At 60.9% G+C, this 13,961-nt stretch carries 15 protein-coding genes and 1 pseudogene; 12 read left to right on the top strand and 4 right to left on the bottom strand.

Going from position 1 to position 13,961, the window contains the following annotated elements:
• Positions 1–152: 152 nt before the first annotated feature.
• Positions 153–698, top strand: a complete 546-nt coding sequence (locus VR71_RS00115) for a YaeQ family protein (RefSeq protein WP_045680072.1) — start codon at positions 153–155, stop codon at positions 696–698.
• Between the two features lie 18 nt (positions 699–716).
• On the opposite strand, the pseudogene tldD (VR71_RS24445) reads toward VR71_RS00115, so the two are convergent.
• The 3 genes and pseudogenes from tldD (VR71_RS24445) to tldD (VR71_RS00105) all read right to left on the bottom strand — a co-directional run.
• A pseudogene (tldD, locus tag VR71_RS24445) lies at positions 717–869 on the bottom strand (metalloprotease TldD); the annotation flags it as partial.
• A gap of 139 nt (positions 870–1,008) precedes the next feature.
• Positions 1,009–1,509 (bottom strand): VOC family protein, encoded by a 501-nt coding sequence (locus tag VR71_RS00110; protein WP_045680070.1) that lies wholly within the window; start codon positions 1,507–1,509, stop codon positions 1,009–1,011.
• A gap of 482 nt (positions 1,510–1,991) precedes the next feature.
• A complete protein-coding gene (tldD, locus tag VR71_RS00105) occupies positions 1,992–3,413 on the bottom strand; it encodes a metalloprotease TldD (RefSeq protein ID WP_009815743.1) in 1,422 nt (473 codons plus the stop codon).
• A gap of 200 nt (positions 3,414–3,613) precedes the next feature.
• Here tldD (VR71_RS00105) and coxB point away from each other — a divergent pair, with 200 nt between their 5' ends.
• The 10 genes from coxB to VR71_RS00055 all read left to right on the top strand — a co-directional run bounded on the left by coxB (position 3,614) and on the right by VR71_RS00055 (position 12,287).
• Entirely contained in the window at positions 3,614–4,498 is an 885-nt protein-coding gene (gene coxB / locus VR71_RS00100; RefSeq protein WP_040650270.1) for a cytochrome c oxidase subunit II, read from the top strand.
• An 84-nt stretch (positions 4,499–4,582) separates the two neighbouring features.
• The gene (gene cyoE / locus VR71_RS00095) at positions 4,583–5,539 is read left to right on the top strand and encodes a heme o synthase (protein ID WP_045680062.1); all 957 of its coding nucleotides are present in this window, start codon (positions 4,583–4,585) and stop codon (positions 5,537–5,539) included.
• Positions 5,536–5,700 (top strand): hypothetical protein, encoded by a 165-nt coding sequence (locus VR71_RS00090; RefSeq protein ID WP_040650841.1) that lies wholly within the window; start codon positions 5,536–5,538, stop codon positions 5,698–5,700. Before cyoE ends, VR71_RS00090 begins: the two co-directional genes overlap by 4 nt.
• A complete protein-coding gene (locus VR71_RS00085; RefSeq protein ID WP_045680060.1) occupies positions 5,700–6,281 on the top strand; it encodes a cytochrome c oxidase assembly protein in 582 nt (193 codons plus the stop codon). Before VR71_RS00090 ends, VR71_RS00085 begins: the two co-directional genes overlap by 1 nt.
• Positions 6,282–6,306: 25 nt before the next feature.
• On the top strand, positions 6,307–7,107 hold the full coding sequence (locus tag VR71_RS00080) for a cytochrome c oxidase subunit 3 (RefSeq protein ID WP_045680058.1): 801 nt from the start codon (positions 6,307–6,309) through the stop codon (positions 7,105–7,107).
• Positions 7,108–7,211: 104 nt separating this feature from the next.
• The gene (locus VR71_RS00075) at positions 7,212–7,895 is read left to right on the top strand and encodes an SURF1 family protein (protein WP_045680055.1); all 684 of its coding nucleotides are present in this window, start codon (positions 7,212–7,214) and stop codon (positions 7,893–7,895) included.
• Positions 7,892–9,280, top strand: a complete 1,389-nt coding sequence (gene thrC, locus VR71_RS00070) for a threonine synthase (RefSeq protein ID WP_045680053.1) — start codon at positions 7,892–7,894, stop codon at positions 9,278–9,280. Before VR71_RS00075 ends, thrC begins: the two co-directional genes overlap by 4 nt.
• The gene (locus VR71_RS00065; RefSeq protein WP_045680052.1) at positions 9,277–10,539 is read left to right on the top strand and encodes a pitrilysin family protein; all 1,263 of its coding nucleotides are present in this window, start codon (positions 9,277–9,279) and stop codon (positions 10,537–10,539) included. The genes thrC and VR71_RS00065 overlap by 4 nt, the downstream gene beginning before the upstream one ends.
• Before the next feature lie 2 nt (positions 10,540–10,541).
• Entirely contained in the window at positions 10,542–11,126 is a 585-nt protein-coding gene (locus tag VR71_RS00060; RefSeq protein WP_198134906.1) for a GNAT family protein, read from the top strand.
• A gap of 348 nt (positions 11,127–11,474) precedes the next feature.
• Positions 11,475–12,287: an MBL fold metallo-hydrolase gene (locus VR71_RS00055; protein WP_045680040.1), complete on the top strand. Its 813-nt coding sequence runs from the start codon at positions 11,475–11,477 to the stop codon at positions 12,285–12,287.
• Between the two features lie 196 nt (positions 12,288–12,483).
• On the opposite strand, the gene VR71_RS00050 is transcribed toward VR71_RS00055, so the two are convergent.
• Positions 12,484–13,236 (bottom strand): SDR family oxidoreductase, encoded by a 753-nt coding sequence (locus VR71_RS00050; protein ID WP_045680221.1) that lies wholly within the window; start codon positions 13,234–13,236, stop codon positions 12,484–12,486.
• 224 nt (positions 13,237–13,460) lie between these two features.
• Here VR71_RS00050 and VR71_RS00045 point away from each other — a divergent pair.
• Positions 13,461–13,961 (top strand): IS110 family transposase (locus tag VR71_RS00045; RefSeq protein WP_045680219.1); only part of this gene is annotated, 501 nt, incomplete at its 3' end.

The raw sequence follows: 13,961 nt of genomic DNA, 5'->3' as shown, positions 1-13,961 counted from the left end.
AAAGATCCACCGCAGGTTTTTCAACTGTAGCGGCAGTGAAGCGATGCGGGATGGTCAATTCAGCCTGTGGGACTGCAATGGTGGTCTTATCTGCTTTCAAACACGCACCAGACGCAGTAGGCATCCCAATCTTTGAAGATTTGGGACACGTCATGGCGCAGAATGCCACCATCTATAAAGTTGAGTTATCGGTCTCTGACATGGATCGTCACTATTATGAGACCCATAAACTGACCATTGCCAAGCATCCCTCGGAGACCGAGGAGCGGCTGATGGTGCGCATCGTTGCGTTTGCGCTGAATGCCCATGAGCATTTGGAAATGACCAAGGGCCTATCAACGGATGACGAGCCGGACATATGGCAGAAAAGCCTCAGCGGTGAGCTTGATGTGTGGGTGGCCCTTGGGCTTCCCAGCGAAAAGGTGATGCGTCAATCCTGTAGCAAAGCCACCAAGGTGATTGTCTATCCCTATGGCGGCAGGACAGCCGAGATGTGGTGGGACAAGGTCAAGAACAGCACCACCCGTTTTGACAATCTTCAGGTGATAAGTTTTTCCGAGAAGGACACCGGCGACCTGGCAAAACTGGCAAGCCGCGCGATGAAGCTTCAGATCAATATTCAGGACGGCGATGTGATGGTCAGTGTTGGGGACAGTGTCGTTTATGTGACGCCGCTGAACTGGAAGACTGCGGCGTAAGTCACGGCCGCCCGGGCGCTACGTCGCCGAGCCGCCCACAGTCAGCCCACCGATAAGCACCCTCGGCTGGCCGACGCCCACTGGCACCCATTGGCCCTGTTTACCGCAATTGCCCATGCCGGGATCAAGCGCCATGTCAGTGCCCAAGCCGCGGATCTGCTGGAGCGCGGTTCGTGCAGGGGGGGAAATGTTTAGACGAAGGTGTAGGTTGCCAAGGTCTCCATCCGGTGGGGCGATACCCTGGCTCAGTCTGGAAGGGAGTTTTTGGCGGGGATGCGGATAGCGTGGGCTTTGGGGCGGTCTTTCCTCTTTAGGTTTCACCAGTCTTCCAGGGTGCCTCAACGCCATATTGCTCGTCCAGTTTTGTATGGTCAGTGTCATCCACGGGGCGGCTTCTCAGGCTCTGTGCGAAACGCAGGACATAGCCGTCCGGGTCCAAGATCATGAATTGACACCGCGTATCCATGCGGTCAGTCCTCCAGATATCTGCTTCGTATATATCCAGAAACGGCTTGGTTCCATGAGCCAAGACCGCCTCATACATTTTATCGACGTTCGGGACCATGAACTGAAAATTGACCCCTCGCCCATAGGGGTGATCCAATTGATCTGGCTGCCACGGCACCCAGTTCCCGTCCAACTTCCAGTGAGCGAGCATGATTTGTGCGCCGTGAAGTGTCAGATAGGCGTGGGGGTCGCCGCCTCTTTGTTGAGCGACCTCGAAGCCAAGGACATTGGTGTAAAACGCCATGGATACTTCGAAGTCCGAGCACCACAATTCCGGAACCAGAGGCGAGATTGCAAATGTCATTCTGTCCTCCAAAGAAGCACTCTTTCCTCTCACGGTGTCCCAAAGAAGATAGGGGTCAAGTAGAAATTGGTGTGACGACGGACACAGATCATTGTCACTGAGATGCGAACGGCAGTTCTGTCAGGGCAGTAGGTACGCGTGGAGAGTGCTGCAAACAGCCTGCTCCCGCCCGTTGTTGCAGGAGGTCGAGTTTGGTTTGGGTGTGAGGAGGCACGTGTTGACGCTTGCTCCAAACATCCCGCGCGGAGTCAAGGTGCCGCAGGCACCGCCGCGCAGCGGTCATGCCGAAGGCATGCCTCCGGCATGGTCCGCCCCACCGGGCGGGCGCTTTTGCAACGTCTCAACGCACTGACAACGGGGGAGTGGTTTGCAGGCATTAAGTGCCTGCCGAGTATGGTGCAGCGCCCACCCGGCGGACGGGCCCCGCGCGGCTTGTTGCTTGGGGTAACGTCACATCAAGCAATGCATGCGGGCCGTTCCCCCTAAGTCGCCGAGCCGCCCACCGTCAGCCCGCCGATCAGCACCGTCGGCTGGCCGACGCCCACCGGCACCCATTGGCCCTGTTTGCCGCAATTGCCCATGCCGGGATCAAGCGCCATGTCATTGCCCAAGCCGCGGATCTGCTGGAGCGCAGTTGCGCCATCGCCGATCAGGGTAGCGCCCTTGACCGGCGCACCCACCTTGCCGTCTTTGACGCGGTAGGCCTCGGTGCAGGAAAAGACGAATTTGCCGTTGGTGATATCGACCTGACCGCCGCCAAAGCCCACGGCATAGATGCCGTCCTTCAACTCGGCCACCAGGTCATCCGGCGTGGCCTCCCCGCCCATCATATAGGTGTTGGTCATGCGCGGCATTGGGGCATGGGCATAGCTCTCGCGGCGTCCGTTGCCGGTGGGGGCGACACCCATCAGGCGGGCGTTCTGACGGTCCTGCATATAGCCCACCAGAATGCCATCCTCGATCAGCACATTGCGGCCTGAGGGCGTGCCTTCGTCGTCGATGGTGATCGAGCCGCGCCGGTCGGGGATGGTGCCGTCGTCGAGCACGGTGACACCGGGGGCGGCAATGCGCTGGCCCATGAGACCGGCAAAGGCGGAAGAGCCCTTGCGGTTGAAATCGCCCTCAAGCCCGTGACCGATGGCCTCGTGCAGCAAAATGCCGGGCCAGCCGGGGCCAAGCACCACATCCATCATGCCCGCAGGGGCCGGTTCGGCCCTGAGATTGACCAACGCCACGCGCAGCGCCTCGCGGGTCTTGGCCTGCCAGTCGGCGGGGTCAAGAAGACCGTCCAGCCCGACGCGCCCGCCTCCACCGGCGCTGCCATTCTCGCGGCGGCCATTCTGTTCGACAATCACCGACACATTGACGCGGGTCATGGGGCGCGTATCGCTGACCTCGGTGCCATCGGGGCGCAGGATCACCACCTCTTGCAGGGAGGCGGCGATCGAGGCTGTGACCTGCACGACGCGGGGGTCGAGATCGCGGGCAAAGGCATCCATCTCGCGCAGGGTGTCGAGCTTGACCGGAAAGCTGGCCCCGGCGATGGGGTCGGCATCGGTGTAGAGGCGGCGATTCGTGCGCAAGGGACCGTCGGCAAGCGTGCCGCCGCCCGCGCCCACCGCGAGCCGTGCCGTTTCCACCGCGCGCTTGAGGGCCGCGTCGGTCACCTCGGAGGAATGGGCATAGCCCGTGACCTCGCCACGCACCGCGCGCAGGCCAAAGCCCTCGGAGGCGTCATAGGAGGCTGTCTTGACCCGGCCATCGTCGAACATCAGCCCCTCGGCGCGGCGGCGTTCGAGAAAAAGCTCGCCATCGTCGGCGCCCTCGGTGGCATCGCGCAGGCGCGAAAGGGCGGTTGCGCGGTCGAGCAGGGTCTCGAAGGGACGAAAAGATGTGTCGGTCATTGGGTTCTTTCTCTGCGGCGCGGTCTCGGACGGGCCTAAATTTGATTTAAATCAAAAAAGCGTCCGTTTGCCGCAATGGTCTTTCTTGTCGTTTCAGGCAGAATATGGTTTTAGACGACACCGAGACAATGGGATTCCGCCCGGTGGCGGGGTGTCCCTCGCAAAAAGACATGAACCGCTTCAACCGATCAGGGTGTAAAATGCGACTAACTTCCAGCCTTACGGCGGCTCTGACCGCCTTCTTCACCCTTCCTGCCATGGCTCAAGAGGGCCTCGAGATCGTAGGGAAACCTGTGCAGGGCAAGATGGGCTTTCAGCCAGCGGCGACCGAGCTTGCGCGGGATTTGCAATGGCTGGACGGAACGATCAACGTCATCATCATCGCCATCGTGCTGTTCGTGACTGCGCTGCTCGCGATTGTTGCGGTGCGGTACAGTCGGCGGGCGAATGCGAATCCGGCGACCTTTACCCATAATTCGCCGGTCGAAATCGCTTGGACGATCATCCCGATTGTGATCCTTGTGTTCATCGGCGCGTTCTCGCTGCCGATCCTGTTCAAGCAGCAAGAGATCCCTGAGGGTGAGATCAACATCAAGGTCACGGGTTATCAGTGGTACTGGGGCTATGAATACACCGACCACGATTTCGCCTTTGACAGCTATATGATCGGCGCACCGGCGACGGGCGGCGAGAACCGGATGAGCCCCGAGGTCGAGGCGCAATTGGTCGAGGCCGGGTTCAGCAAGGATGAGTTCCTGCTGGCGACCGATACCTCTGTTGTCGTTCCGATTGGCAAGACCGTGGTCATGACCGTGACCGGGGCCGATGTGATCCACAGCTGGGCCATGCCCGCCTTTGGCGTGAAGCAGGATGCGGTGCCGGGACGTCTGGCGCAGCTCTGGTTCAAGGCCGAGAAAGAGGGCATCTATTTCGGTCAGTGTTCGGAACTCTGCGGTCAGGCGCATGCCTATATGCCAATCACCGTCAAAGTGGTGAGCGAAGAGGCCTATGCCGAGTGGCTGGATGGGGCAATCGAGGAATATGCCGGAACGCCGCGCAGCGTTGACGTGGCGCAGGCTGACTAAGACGAGAGCGGTGCGCGGTCCCCGCGCACCCTATCCAGCAAGTCCGGGGTGCGCAGATCCTGCGCATCGTGGCGGGAGACCGAAATGAGCGATGCGAGCCTGAATACAGCCAGCCCCGTAAGCCACACCCAAGAGGGTGAGGCAGGCTTTGGCGATTTCTTTGCCCTGCTCAAGCCGCGCGTGATGACGCTGGTGGTGTTCACAGCACTGGTGGGCCTCTTGGCCGCGCCGGTGGGGGTGCATCCTGTGATCGGTTTTGCCGCAATCCTGTTCATTGCCGTGGGCGGGGGCGCCTCCGGCGCGCTCAACATGTGGTGGGAATCCGATATTGATGCGCTGATGAAGCGGACGCAGAAGCGGCCCATTCCGGCGGGCAAGGTCACGCGGGACGAGGCCTTTGCCTTTGGCATCACGCTGGCGGTGATGTCGGTTGTGATGCTGTGGCTGGCCACGAATGCGCTGGCCGCAGGCATCCTTGCCTTTACGATTTTCTTCTACGTGGTGATCTACACCATCGGGCTCAAACGCTGGACGCCACAGAATATCGTGATTGGCGGCGCGGCGGGCGCGTTTCCTCCCATGATCGGCTGGGCGGCGGCGACGGGCACGGTAAGTCTTGAATCGGTGCTGATGTTTGCGCTGATTTTCATGTGGACACCGCCGCATTTCTGGGCGCTGGCGCTGTTTATGCGCGGCGATTACGACACGGCGGGTGTTCCCATGCTGACCGTGACCCATGGGCGTCGCGCCACGCGGGTGCATATCCTTGTCTACACGGTGCTTTTGGCGGCGTTGGCGATTGGCGCTGCGTTCACAGGCATCGGCGGGCCGGTTTATCTGGCGGTTGCGGTGATCTTTAACGCGCTTTTCCTGCGGGACGCGATTGCGATCTGGCGGCGCGATGAGGATCAGGCGGAGGCGGATAATTACCGGGTTGAGAAGCGGGCGTTCCGGCTGTCGCTCTGGTATCTCTTTGCACATTTCACCGCCATTCTGGCCGAGGCGGCGCTGAGCGGTCTGGGCCTTGGGGGATGGACATGAGCTTTCGCGAGGAACATGAGCTGCACAAGCGCCGGTTTGGCCGCAATCTGGGCCTTGGTCTTGTGCTGGCAGGATTTGTGGCGCTGGTGTTCGGGATGACGATTGCCAAGGTCTCAAACGAAGATTTCGCGGTGCCCAAGATCGAACAGGGGGCGGACTGATGGCGTTGGACCCAAAGCTCAAGACGGTAACCCAAACCGTGGGTGTGGTTGTGCTGATGGGCGGCCTCGCTTGGGCCTCTGTGCCGTTTTATGACTGGTTTTGCCGTGTGACCGGCTTTGGCGGGGTCACGGGCGTATCGGAAGTGGCAAGCGACGATGTGCTGGACCAGACCGTCAAGATCCGGTTCGACGCCAGCAAGGAACGCGGCATGCCGTGGGAGTTCAAGCCGATGGAGCGCCAGATGGAGCTGCGCATCGGCGAGACCGGGCTGGCGTTTTACGAGGCGTATAACCCGACCGACCGTGTCGTGGCCGGATCGGCTAGCTATAACGTGACACCTTACGAGGCGGGCGGCTTTTTCACCAAGATCGACTGTTTCTGTTTCGAGCAACAGGTGCTACAGCCGGGTGAGCGGGTGCAGATGCCCGTGACCTTTTACGTTGACCCCGAGATTGTCAGCGACCGTGAAGGACAGTATGTCCACACGATCACGCTGTCCTATACGTTTCACGAGATTGACCTGCCCGAGGAGCAAGCCGCTCTTGAGCAGGGGACCAACAATGATAAAAACCTGAACTGAGCCTTCGACGAGGGATAAGATAAAGATGGCACACGAAAAGAACCACGATTACCACATTCTGCCCCCCTCCGTCTGGCCGCTGCTGGGCGCGCTGGCGGGGTTCGTTATGCTCTTCGGGGCTGTCCTGTTTTTCCATGACCACGGGCCCTGGATGCTGCTTGCTGGCGTCGTCGGCGTGATCTACGTCATGTTCGGCTGGTGGTCCGATGTTGTGAACGAGGGTCAAACCGGCGATCACACGCCCGTCGTGCGGATCGGCCTGCGGTACGGCTTCATCATGTTCATCATGTCCGAGGTGATGTTTTTCGCCGCGTGGTTCTGGAGCTTTTTCAAGCATGCCATGTACCCGATGGGTGAAAACTCACCGATGGTCGATGGGGTCTGGCCGCCCGCCGGGATCGAGACCTTTGATCCCTGGCACCTGCCGCTGATCAACACGCTGATCCTGCTCTGCTCGGGCTGTGCCGCCACTTGGGCACACCATGCGCTGGTGCATGAGAACAACCGGCAGGACGTCAAGCGTGGGCTGATCATTGCGATTGCACTGGGCGCGATCTTTACCGTGTTTCAGGTCTATGAATACAGCCACGCGGCCTTTGGCTTCTCCGGCAATATCTACGGTGCCAACTTCTTTATGGCGACCGGGTTTCACGGCGCGCATGTGGTGATCGGCACGATTTTCCTCTTTGTCTGCCTGCTTCGGGTGATGAAGGGGCATCTCACGCCCGAGCAGCATGTGGGCTTTGAGGCGGCTGCCTGGTACTGGCACTTTGTCGATGTGGTCTGGCTCTTCCTCTTTGCCGCAGTCTATATCTGGGGCAGCTAACCAGTGTTCTGAGAAAGATCAGTGCTCGGCCCGTCCGAGGATTTGAACCAAGAAGAAGATGCGGGGGGTTTCCTTTCCCCGCATTTTCCTTTTGAGAGTGAAACATGCGGAAAAGCATTCTGATCCCCCTGACCTTTGGCATCGCCGGTGTAGCGGTGCTGATTGGCTTGGGCAAATGGCAGGTGGATCGGTTGGCGTGGAAAGAGGGCGTGCTGGCCGATATCGAGGCGCATATCGCCGCGCCGCCGGTGGAATTGCCCGAGGCGGCGGACCCGACCGAGGATCGCTATCTGCCGGTCGCGGTGGCGGGCCAGATTGGCGACGCGGCGCTGCGGGTGCTGGTCAGCCAAAAGCAGATCGGTGCAGGATATCGGGTGATTTCGGCGCTGGAAACGGACGGGCGGCGGGTGCTGCTGGATCGTGGGTTCATCAAGGTGAGCGCCGATATTCCGACCCCGCCTGAGGGTGAGATCAACGTGTCGGGCAATCTGCACTGGCCCGATGAGCGGCTGAGTTCAACGCCGGAAAATGATGTGCCGGGCAACATCTGGTTTGCCCGCGACATCGCGCAGATGGCGGAGGTGCTGGAGACCGAGCCGGTGCTGATCGTTGCGCGCGCCCTGTCGGTGCCAGAGGTGGGCGTGTCGCCCTTGCCGGTAGACACCAGCGGCATTCCGAACGATCACCTCAGCTACGCGATCACATGGTTTTCGCTGGCCGCCATATGGGCCGCGATGACCGGGGTTTTCATCTGGCGCATGCGGCAGACAGAGAAAGGCAAGACGTGAAATACATCTCGACACGGGGCACGGCCCCCACGCTCAGCTTTGAAGAGGCGATGCTGACGGGGTTGGCGCGCGATGGCGGGCTCTATCTGCCCGAGAGCATTCCGCAGATGAGTGTTGATGATATCCGCGCGCTGGAGGGGGTGAGCTATGAGGAGGCCGCGTTCCGGGTGATGCGGCCCTTCATCGGCGATGCCTTTACCGACGAGGAATTTCGCGGGATCATCGCGCGGGCCTATGAGGGGTTTGGCCATGCCGCGCGGGCACCGTTGAAGCAGTTGGCACCGGGGCATTTCCTGCTCGAGCTTTTCCACGGCCCGACGCTGGCGTTCAAGGATTTCGCCATGCAGCTCATCGGGCAGATGTTCGAGTTTTCGCTCAAACGCTCGGGCAATCGGGTGAGCATCGTCGGCGCGACGAGCGGTGATACCGGGTCGGCGGCGATCGAGGCGTTTCGGGGCTTGGATGCGGTGGATGTGTTCATCCTCTATCCGCATGGCCGCGTATCAGAGGTGCAGCGGCGGCAGATGACGACGCCGGCTGAGAGCAATGTGCATGCGCTGGCGATTGACGGGCATTTCGACGACGCACAGGCGCGCGTCAAGGATATGTTCAACGATTTCGAGTTCCGCGACGGGGTGCGTTTGGCAGGGGTCAACAGCATCAACTGGGCGCGGGTTCTGGCGCAGGTGGTGTATTATTTCACCTCTGCCGTGAGCCTCGGCGCGCCCGACCGCAAGGTGAGTTTCACCGTGCCCACGGGCAATTTCGGCGACGTCTTTGCGGGCTATATCGCCAAGCGGATGGGGCTGCCGATTGACCGGCTGGTGGTGGCGACCAATCAGAACGATATTCTGCACCGCTGTCTGAGCACCGGCGACTATCGGCCCGATGGGGTTGCCCCCTCGATCAGCCCCTCGATGGATATTCAGGTGAGTTCCAACTTTGAACGCGCGCTCTTTTATGCCTATGGGCAGGATGGCGGCGCTGTGGCGCAGGTGATGGACGAGTTGAAGGCGGGCGGATTCACCGTGAGCCAGGGCGCGCTGGAGGCGCTGCGCGAGACATTCGATAGCGGGCGTTGTGACGAGGACGAGACCCGCGCCGCGATCCGGCGGACTTGGGCGGCGAGTGGCGAATTGCTCTGCCCACATTCCGCCGTGGGCGTGCATGTGGCAGAGGCAGAGCGTCGCGCGGGCGTGCCGATGATCACGCTGGCCACGGCGCATCCGGCCAAGTTCCCGGCGGCGGTGGAGGAGGCGAGCGGTATTCACCCCCCCTTGCCCGAGCGTATGGCGGACCTGTATGAGCGGGATGAGCGCGTGACGCGGGTCGCCAATGACCTCTACGCCATTGAAACATTGATCAAGGAACGGATTGCCCATTGAGTGTCCAACTGACCACCCTGCCCAACGGGTTTCGCATCGTCTCGGAATATATGCCCGGCCTGCAATCGGCGGCGATTGGCGTCTGGGTGCTGGCAGGCGCGCGCCATGAAGAGGCCAGCCAGAACGGCATCGCGCATTTTCTGGAGCATATGGCCTTCAAAGGGACCAAGCGACGCTCTGCCTTGCAGATTGCCGAGGCAATCGAGGATGTGGGCGGCTATATCAACGCCTACACCAGCCGCGAGGTCACGGCCTATTATGTCCGCGTGCTCAAGGAAGATGTACCGCTCGCGCTCGATGTGGTGGCGGATATCCTGCGCAATCCGGTGTTCGACCCGCGCGAGATCGAGGTGGAGCGCGGCGTGATCCTGCAAGAGATCGGGCAGGCGGCGGATACGCCGGACGACATCATTTTCGACTGGCTACAGGAAAAGGCCTATCCCGATCACCCGCTGGGACGCACCATTCTAGGGGCGGAAGAGCGCGTGCGCGGCTTTGACCGTCCCGATCTGGAGCGGTTCGTGGATCAGTATTACCGGCCCGGTCAGATGGTTCTGTCGGCGGCGGGAGCGGTGGATCATGACGCGCTGGTGCGTATGGCCGAAGGCATGTTTGGCGACATGATCCCAAGCGATGCGATTGAGCCGCCTGTCGCGCGGTTCGCGGGCGGCGAGACGCGGCACGTCAAGGATCTGGAGCAGGCGCATTTCGCGCTGGCGTTCGAGAGCCCGGATTACGCGCATCCCGATATCTATACCGCGCAGATCTATGCCTCTGCCCTGGGTGGGTCGATGTCGTCGCGGTTGTTTCAGGAGATCCGCGAGCGGCGGGGCCTCTGCTATTCGATCTATGCGCAGGCCGGGGCCTATTCCGACACCGGGATGATGACGATCTACGCAGGCACTTCGGCCGAGCAACTGGGCGATCTGGCAGGGATCACGGTCGATGAGATGAAGCGTGCCGCCGACGACATGAGCGTGGCCGAGGTCGAGCGGGCGCGGGCACAGATGAAGGCCGGGTTGCTGATGGGGCTGGAGAGCCCGAGCAACCGTGCCGAACGTCTGGCGCGCATGCTCCAGATCTGGGGCCGGGTGCCGGACCTGCCCGAGGTGGTGGAACGGATCGACGCGGTGACGCTGGCGGATGTCAAGCGGCTGGCCGAGAGCACAGTGGCGCGTGCCCCCTCTGCTTTGGCGCTCTATGGCCCGGTCGAGCAGGCCCCGACACTGGCCGCGCTTGATGCGAGGCGCGCTGCCTGATGATGCTCTTGCCGCGCCGCAAGCTCAGGATCGAGACAGAGCGTCTAACCTTGCGGCAGCCGGTGATCGGTGATTTTCGCAACTGGAGCAGTTTGCGGGCAGACAGTGCGGATTTCCTCACCCCGTGGGAGCCGCTCTGGGCTTCGGATCATCTGGCGCGCAAGGGGTTTTCCAATCGGGTCTGGTGGGCGCAACGCTCGATTGCCAGCGGCAGTGCAATGCCGCTCTTTTTGATCCGACGCGAGGATCAGGCGCTTTTGGGAGCAATCACTCTGGACAATATCCGGCGCGGACCGGCGCAGGCGGGCACGCTGGGTTATTGGATCGGACAGCCCTTTGCGCGGCAGGGCTATATGCAGGAGGCCATCGCAGGGGTGGTGCATCATGCCTTTGATCGGCTGGATCTGAGCCGGATCGAGGCGGCCTGTCTGCCGGAAAACCAAGCGTCGCGGGCGCTGCTGGAAAAATGCGGGTTCAAGTACGAGGGCGTCGCGCAAAGCTATTTGCAGATCAACGGGCGTTGGCGGACGCATGTGCTCTATGCCGCGTTGCGTGCGGATCGGCGGGGACGGACAGATGTCGGGTGATTTGACCTTGAGCCGGCGTTGGCCCCAATCATCAAAGCGCGGAATCAAGGTGCCATAGGCACCGCCGCGCGGCGCCCGACCGCCCCCCGGGCGGGTGCCTTTGCAACGTATCAACATACGTATAACGCGGGAGTGTTTTGCTGGTATAAAGTGCCATCCTTCACCGCTTCAGCGCCCTCCCGCGGACGGGCACCGCGCGGCTCATCGCACAGGTCCATCCGTCCCCTTCAGGCCAATAGCGGCTGATTTTTCAGCAGCGTCGATCCCGTCCCGCCGCGTATCGCCGCCAAACCCCTGACCGCGCGCCAATCCGTGCTATCTTCCCCTCCACAAAAGGGAGGAGTGCCGATGATCCGACTTGTCTTGTTTGTCCTGGTGCTGGCCGCACCCGCGACCGCGCAGGACCGCCGCCCGAGCCATTGCATCGCCTTGGCCGATGCGACGCCGGGGCTGGAATATCTGCACCGGGCCAGTTTCCGCGCGCCCTTGCCCGAGTATACCGTGCGGCTGCGCTATATCGCCCATGCCTCGTTTCTCATTCAGGCGGGCGGGTATAATGCGATCACAGATTTCACCGGATTTATTGGCAGTGCCGATCTGATCCCCGATATCGTCACCATGAACCATGCCCATGACACCCATTGGACCGCCTTTCCCGATCCGGCGATTCCGCATGTTCTGCCGGGGTGGGGCGCGTATGGCGAGGGGATCGAGCATCACCTTGATCTGGACACGCTCCTCGTGCGCAATGTCTCGACCGACATCCGCTCGGGCGGTGGGGTCGAGGCCAAGGGCAATTCGATTTTCGTGTTCGAGGCCGAGGGGCTCTGCATCGCCCATCTGGGCCATCTGCATCACGAGCCGTCGGATGATCAATATGCAGCACTTGGCCGGATGGATGTGGTGATGGCACCGGTCGATGGAGGGTTCACGATGAATATCGCGGATATGATGAGCGTGCTGAGGCGCGTGAAGGCCTCGATTGTCTTGCCGATGCATTGGTTTGGCGACAGCACGCTGGAGCGGTTTCTGGCGGGGATGGAGGGGGATTTCGCCATCGCGCGCCCCGGTGTGAGCGAGATTGAAGTCTCCTTGCGCACCCTGCCGGACCAACCCACGATTGTCGTCCTGCGCCCAGCGTGGCTGCGGGATAACGAATGAGGCTCAGGCCGGGTGGCGCAGGATGCGGGGCACCTTGAACTCAACCGTTTCCTGAGCGGTTTCGATCACCTCGACGGAGATACTGTGGTGGCGCGGGGAACACGAATTTGGGCTATTGGTTGGGGCGGTGGTGTGTGTCTGATGTGCGGACAAACCGAACACTGGCTGATTGTATGCCTGTGTCCGGTTTATTGTTCTACAGTTTATTTATGGAGTTTCCCCGATCGACGATCATGGCGCTACCGGTCACGAAAGACGCGTGATCAGAAAGCAAGAACAAAGCTGCGTTGGCGATTTCGGACGGCTCTGCCATGCGCTTGAGCGCGTGGAAACCGCGCACGACTTCATGAGACCCCGCGTCATCACCGGCCATGGGCGTCATCGTACCTCCCGGGAGGAGCGCGTTTACGCGGATGTTTTCAGGCCCGTGTTCTGCCGCCAGCACCTGCGTCATGCCGATGAGCCCGGCCTTGGAAGCGGCGTAGGCCCCCATACCAGGCAAACCGATTGTGTGTCCCACGAATGTGGACGTGAACACAATTGAACCACCACCGCGTTTACGCATCGCAGGGATCTGGAACTTGGCCGCATAGAACCCGCTATTCAGATTTACCGCCATCACTTTATGCCAGTTGCCGTCTGCCATGTCGGGGACCGGTCCCATTTCTCCAATGATACCTGCATTGTTGAAAGCGCTGTCGAGGCCGCCAAAGCGCGACTCGGCAAGCGCCACCAACTCTTCGGCGTAGCCCCCATCCTCGACGTTCCCCGCGAGAAAAGCCGCCTCGCCACCGTTGGCAGAAATGTCCTCTGTGATTTTCTCAAGCAGTTCTGCGCGGCGCGCTCCGAGAACCAGTTTCGCTCCTTCAGCTGCGAAAATTCTGGCGGCGGCGGCTCCAATGCCACTGCTCGCGCCAGTGATGATAATTGTCTTTCCGTTGAGAAGCATTCCCATCTCCATATGTTGAGGACTGGGAGATGCTTAGTAAGATTGAGGCTGCTGACCGACCCGTTTCTTGCGCAAATACCTCTGTCTGCTCCGAAAGGTCGCCATTCATTGCGGATGCAGCGTCGGTCACTCCCGGCTCAAAGCATGCGTAATTGGGCTGACCCTGAACTGAGGTCGAGCTCCCTGTAAGATCACAGGACATCTGTGAACAAGGGAGATTTCGAATGGAGTATTATGCTGGCTTGGACGTATCGTTGCGGTCCTGCGCGGTTTGTGTTGTCGACGGCAAAGGCACGGTTCTGTACGAGCGAGACCTGCCTTGCGAGATCGAAGAGATCGCGGGGTACCTGACTGCGCTTCCCGTTACGATCGAGCGTATCGGGTTTGAGTCCGGCACCTTGAGCCAGCATCTGTTCTACGGATTGAAGGCAGAAGGGTTCGACGTCGTGTGCATGGAAGCGCGCCAGGTGAGCGCCGCTTTGTCCGCTATGCGCAACAAAACGGATCGCAACGATGCTCGCGGCATCGCCCAGATCTTGCGGACGGGTTGGTTCAGCCCCGTTCACATGAAGAGCCGGGAGGCGCATGGGGTTCGGGCTCTTTTGAGCACGCGGAAGGCCTTGCTCAGCAAGACCATCGATCTGGCCAACGAGGTGCGCGGATTGCTGAAGATATTTGGCATCCGCCTGCCAAAGACGGTGAAGCATGGCAGCTTCGATGGCGTC

The organism is Roseovarius sp. BRH_c41 (genome assembly GCF_000961715.1).
Classification (GTDB): domain Bacteria; phylum Pseudomonadota; class Alphaproteobacteria; order Rhodobacterales; family Rhodobacteraceae; genus Roseovarius.
Note: the sequence above shows the minus strand (reverse complement) of the source record. Positions and strands in the feature narration are given on the sequence as shown.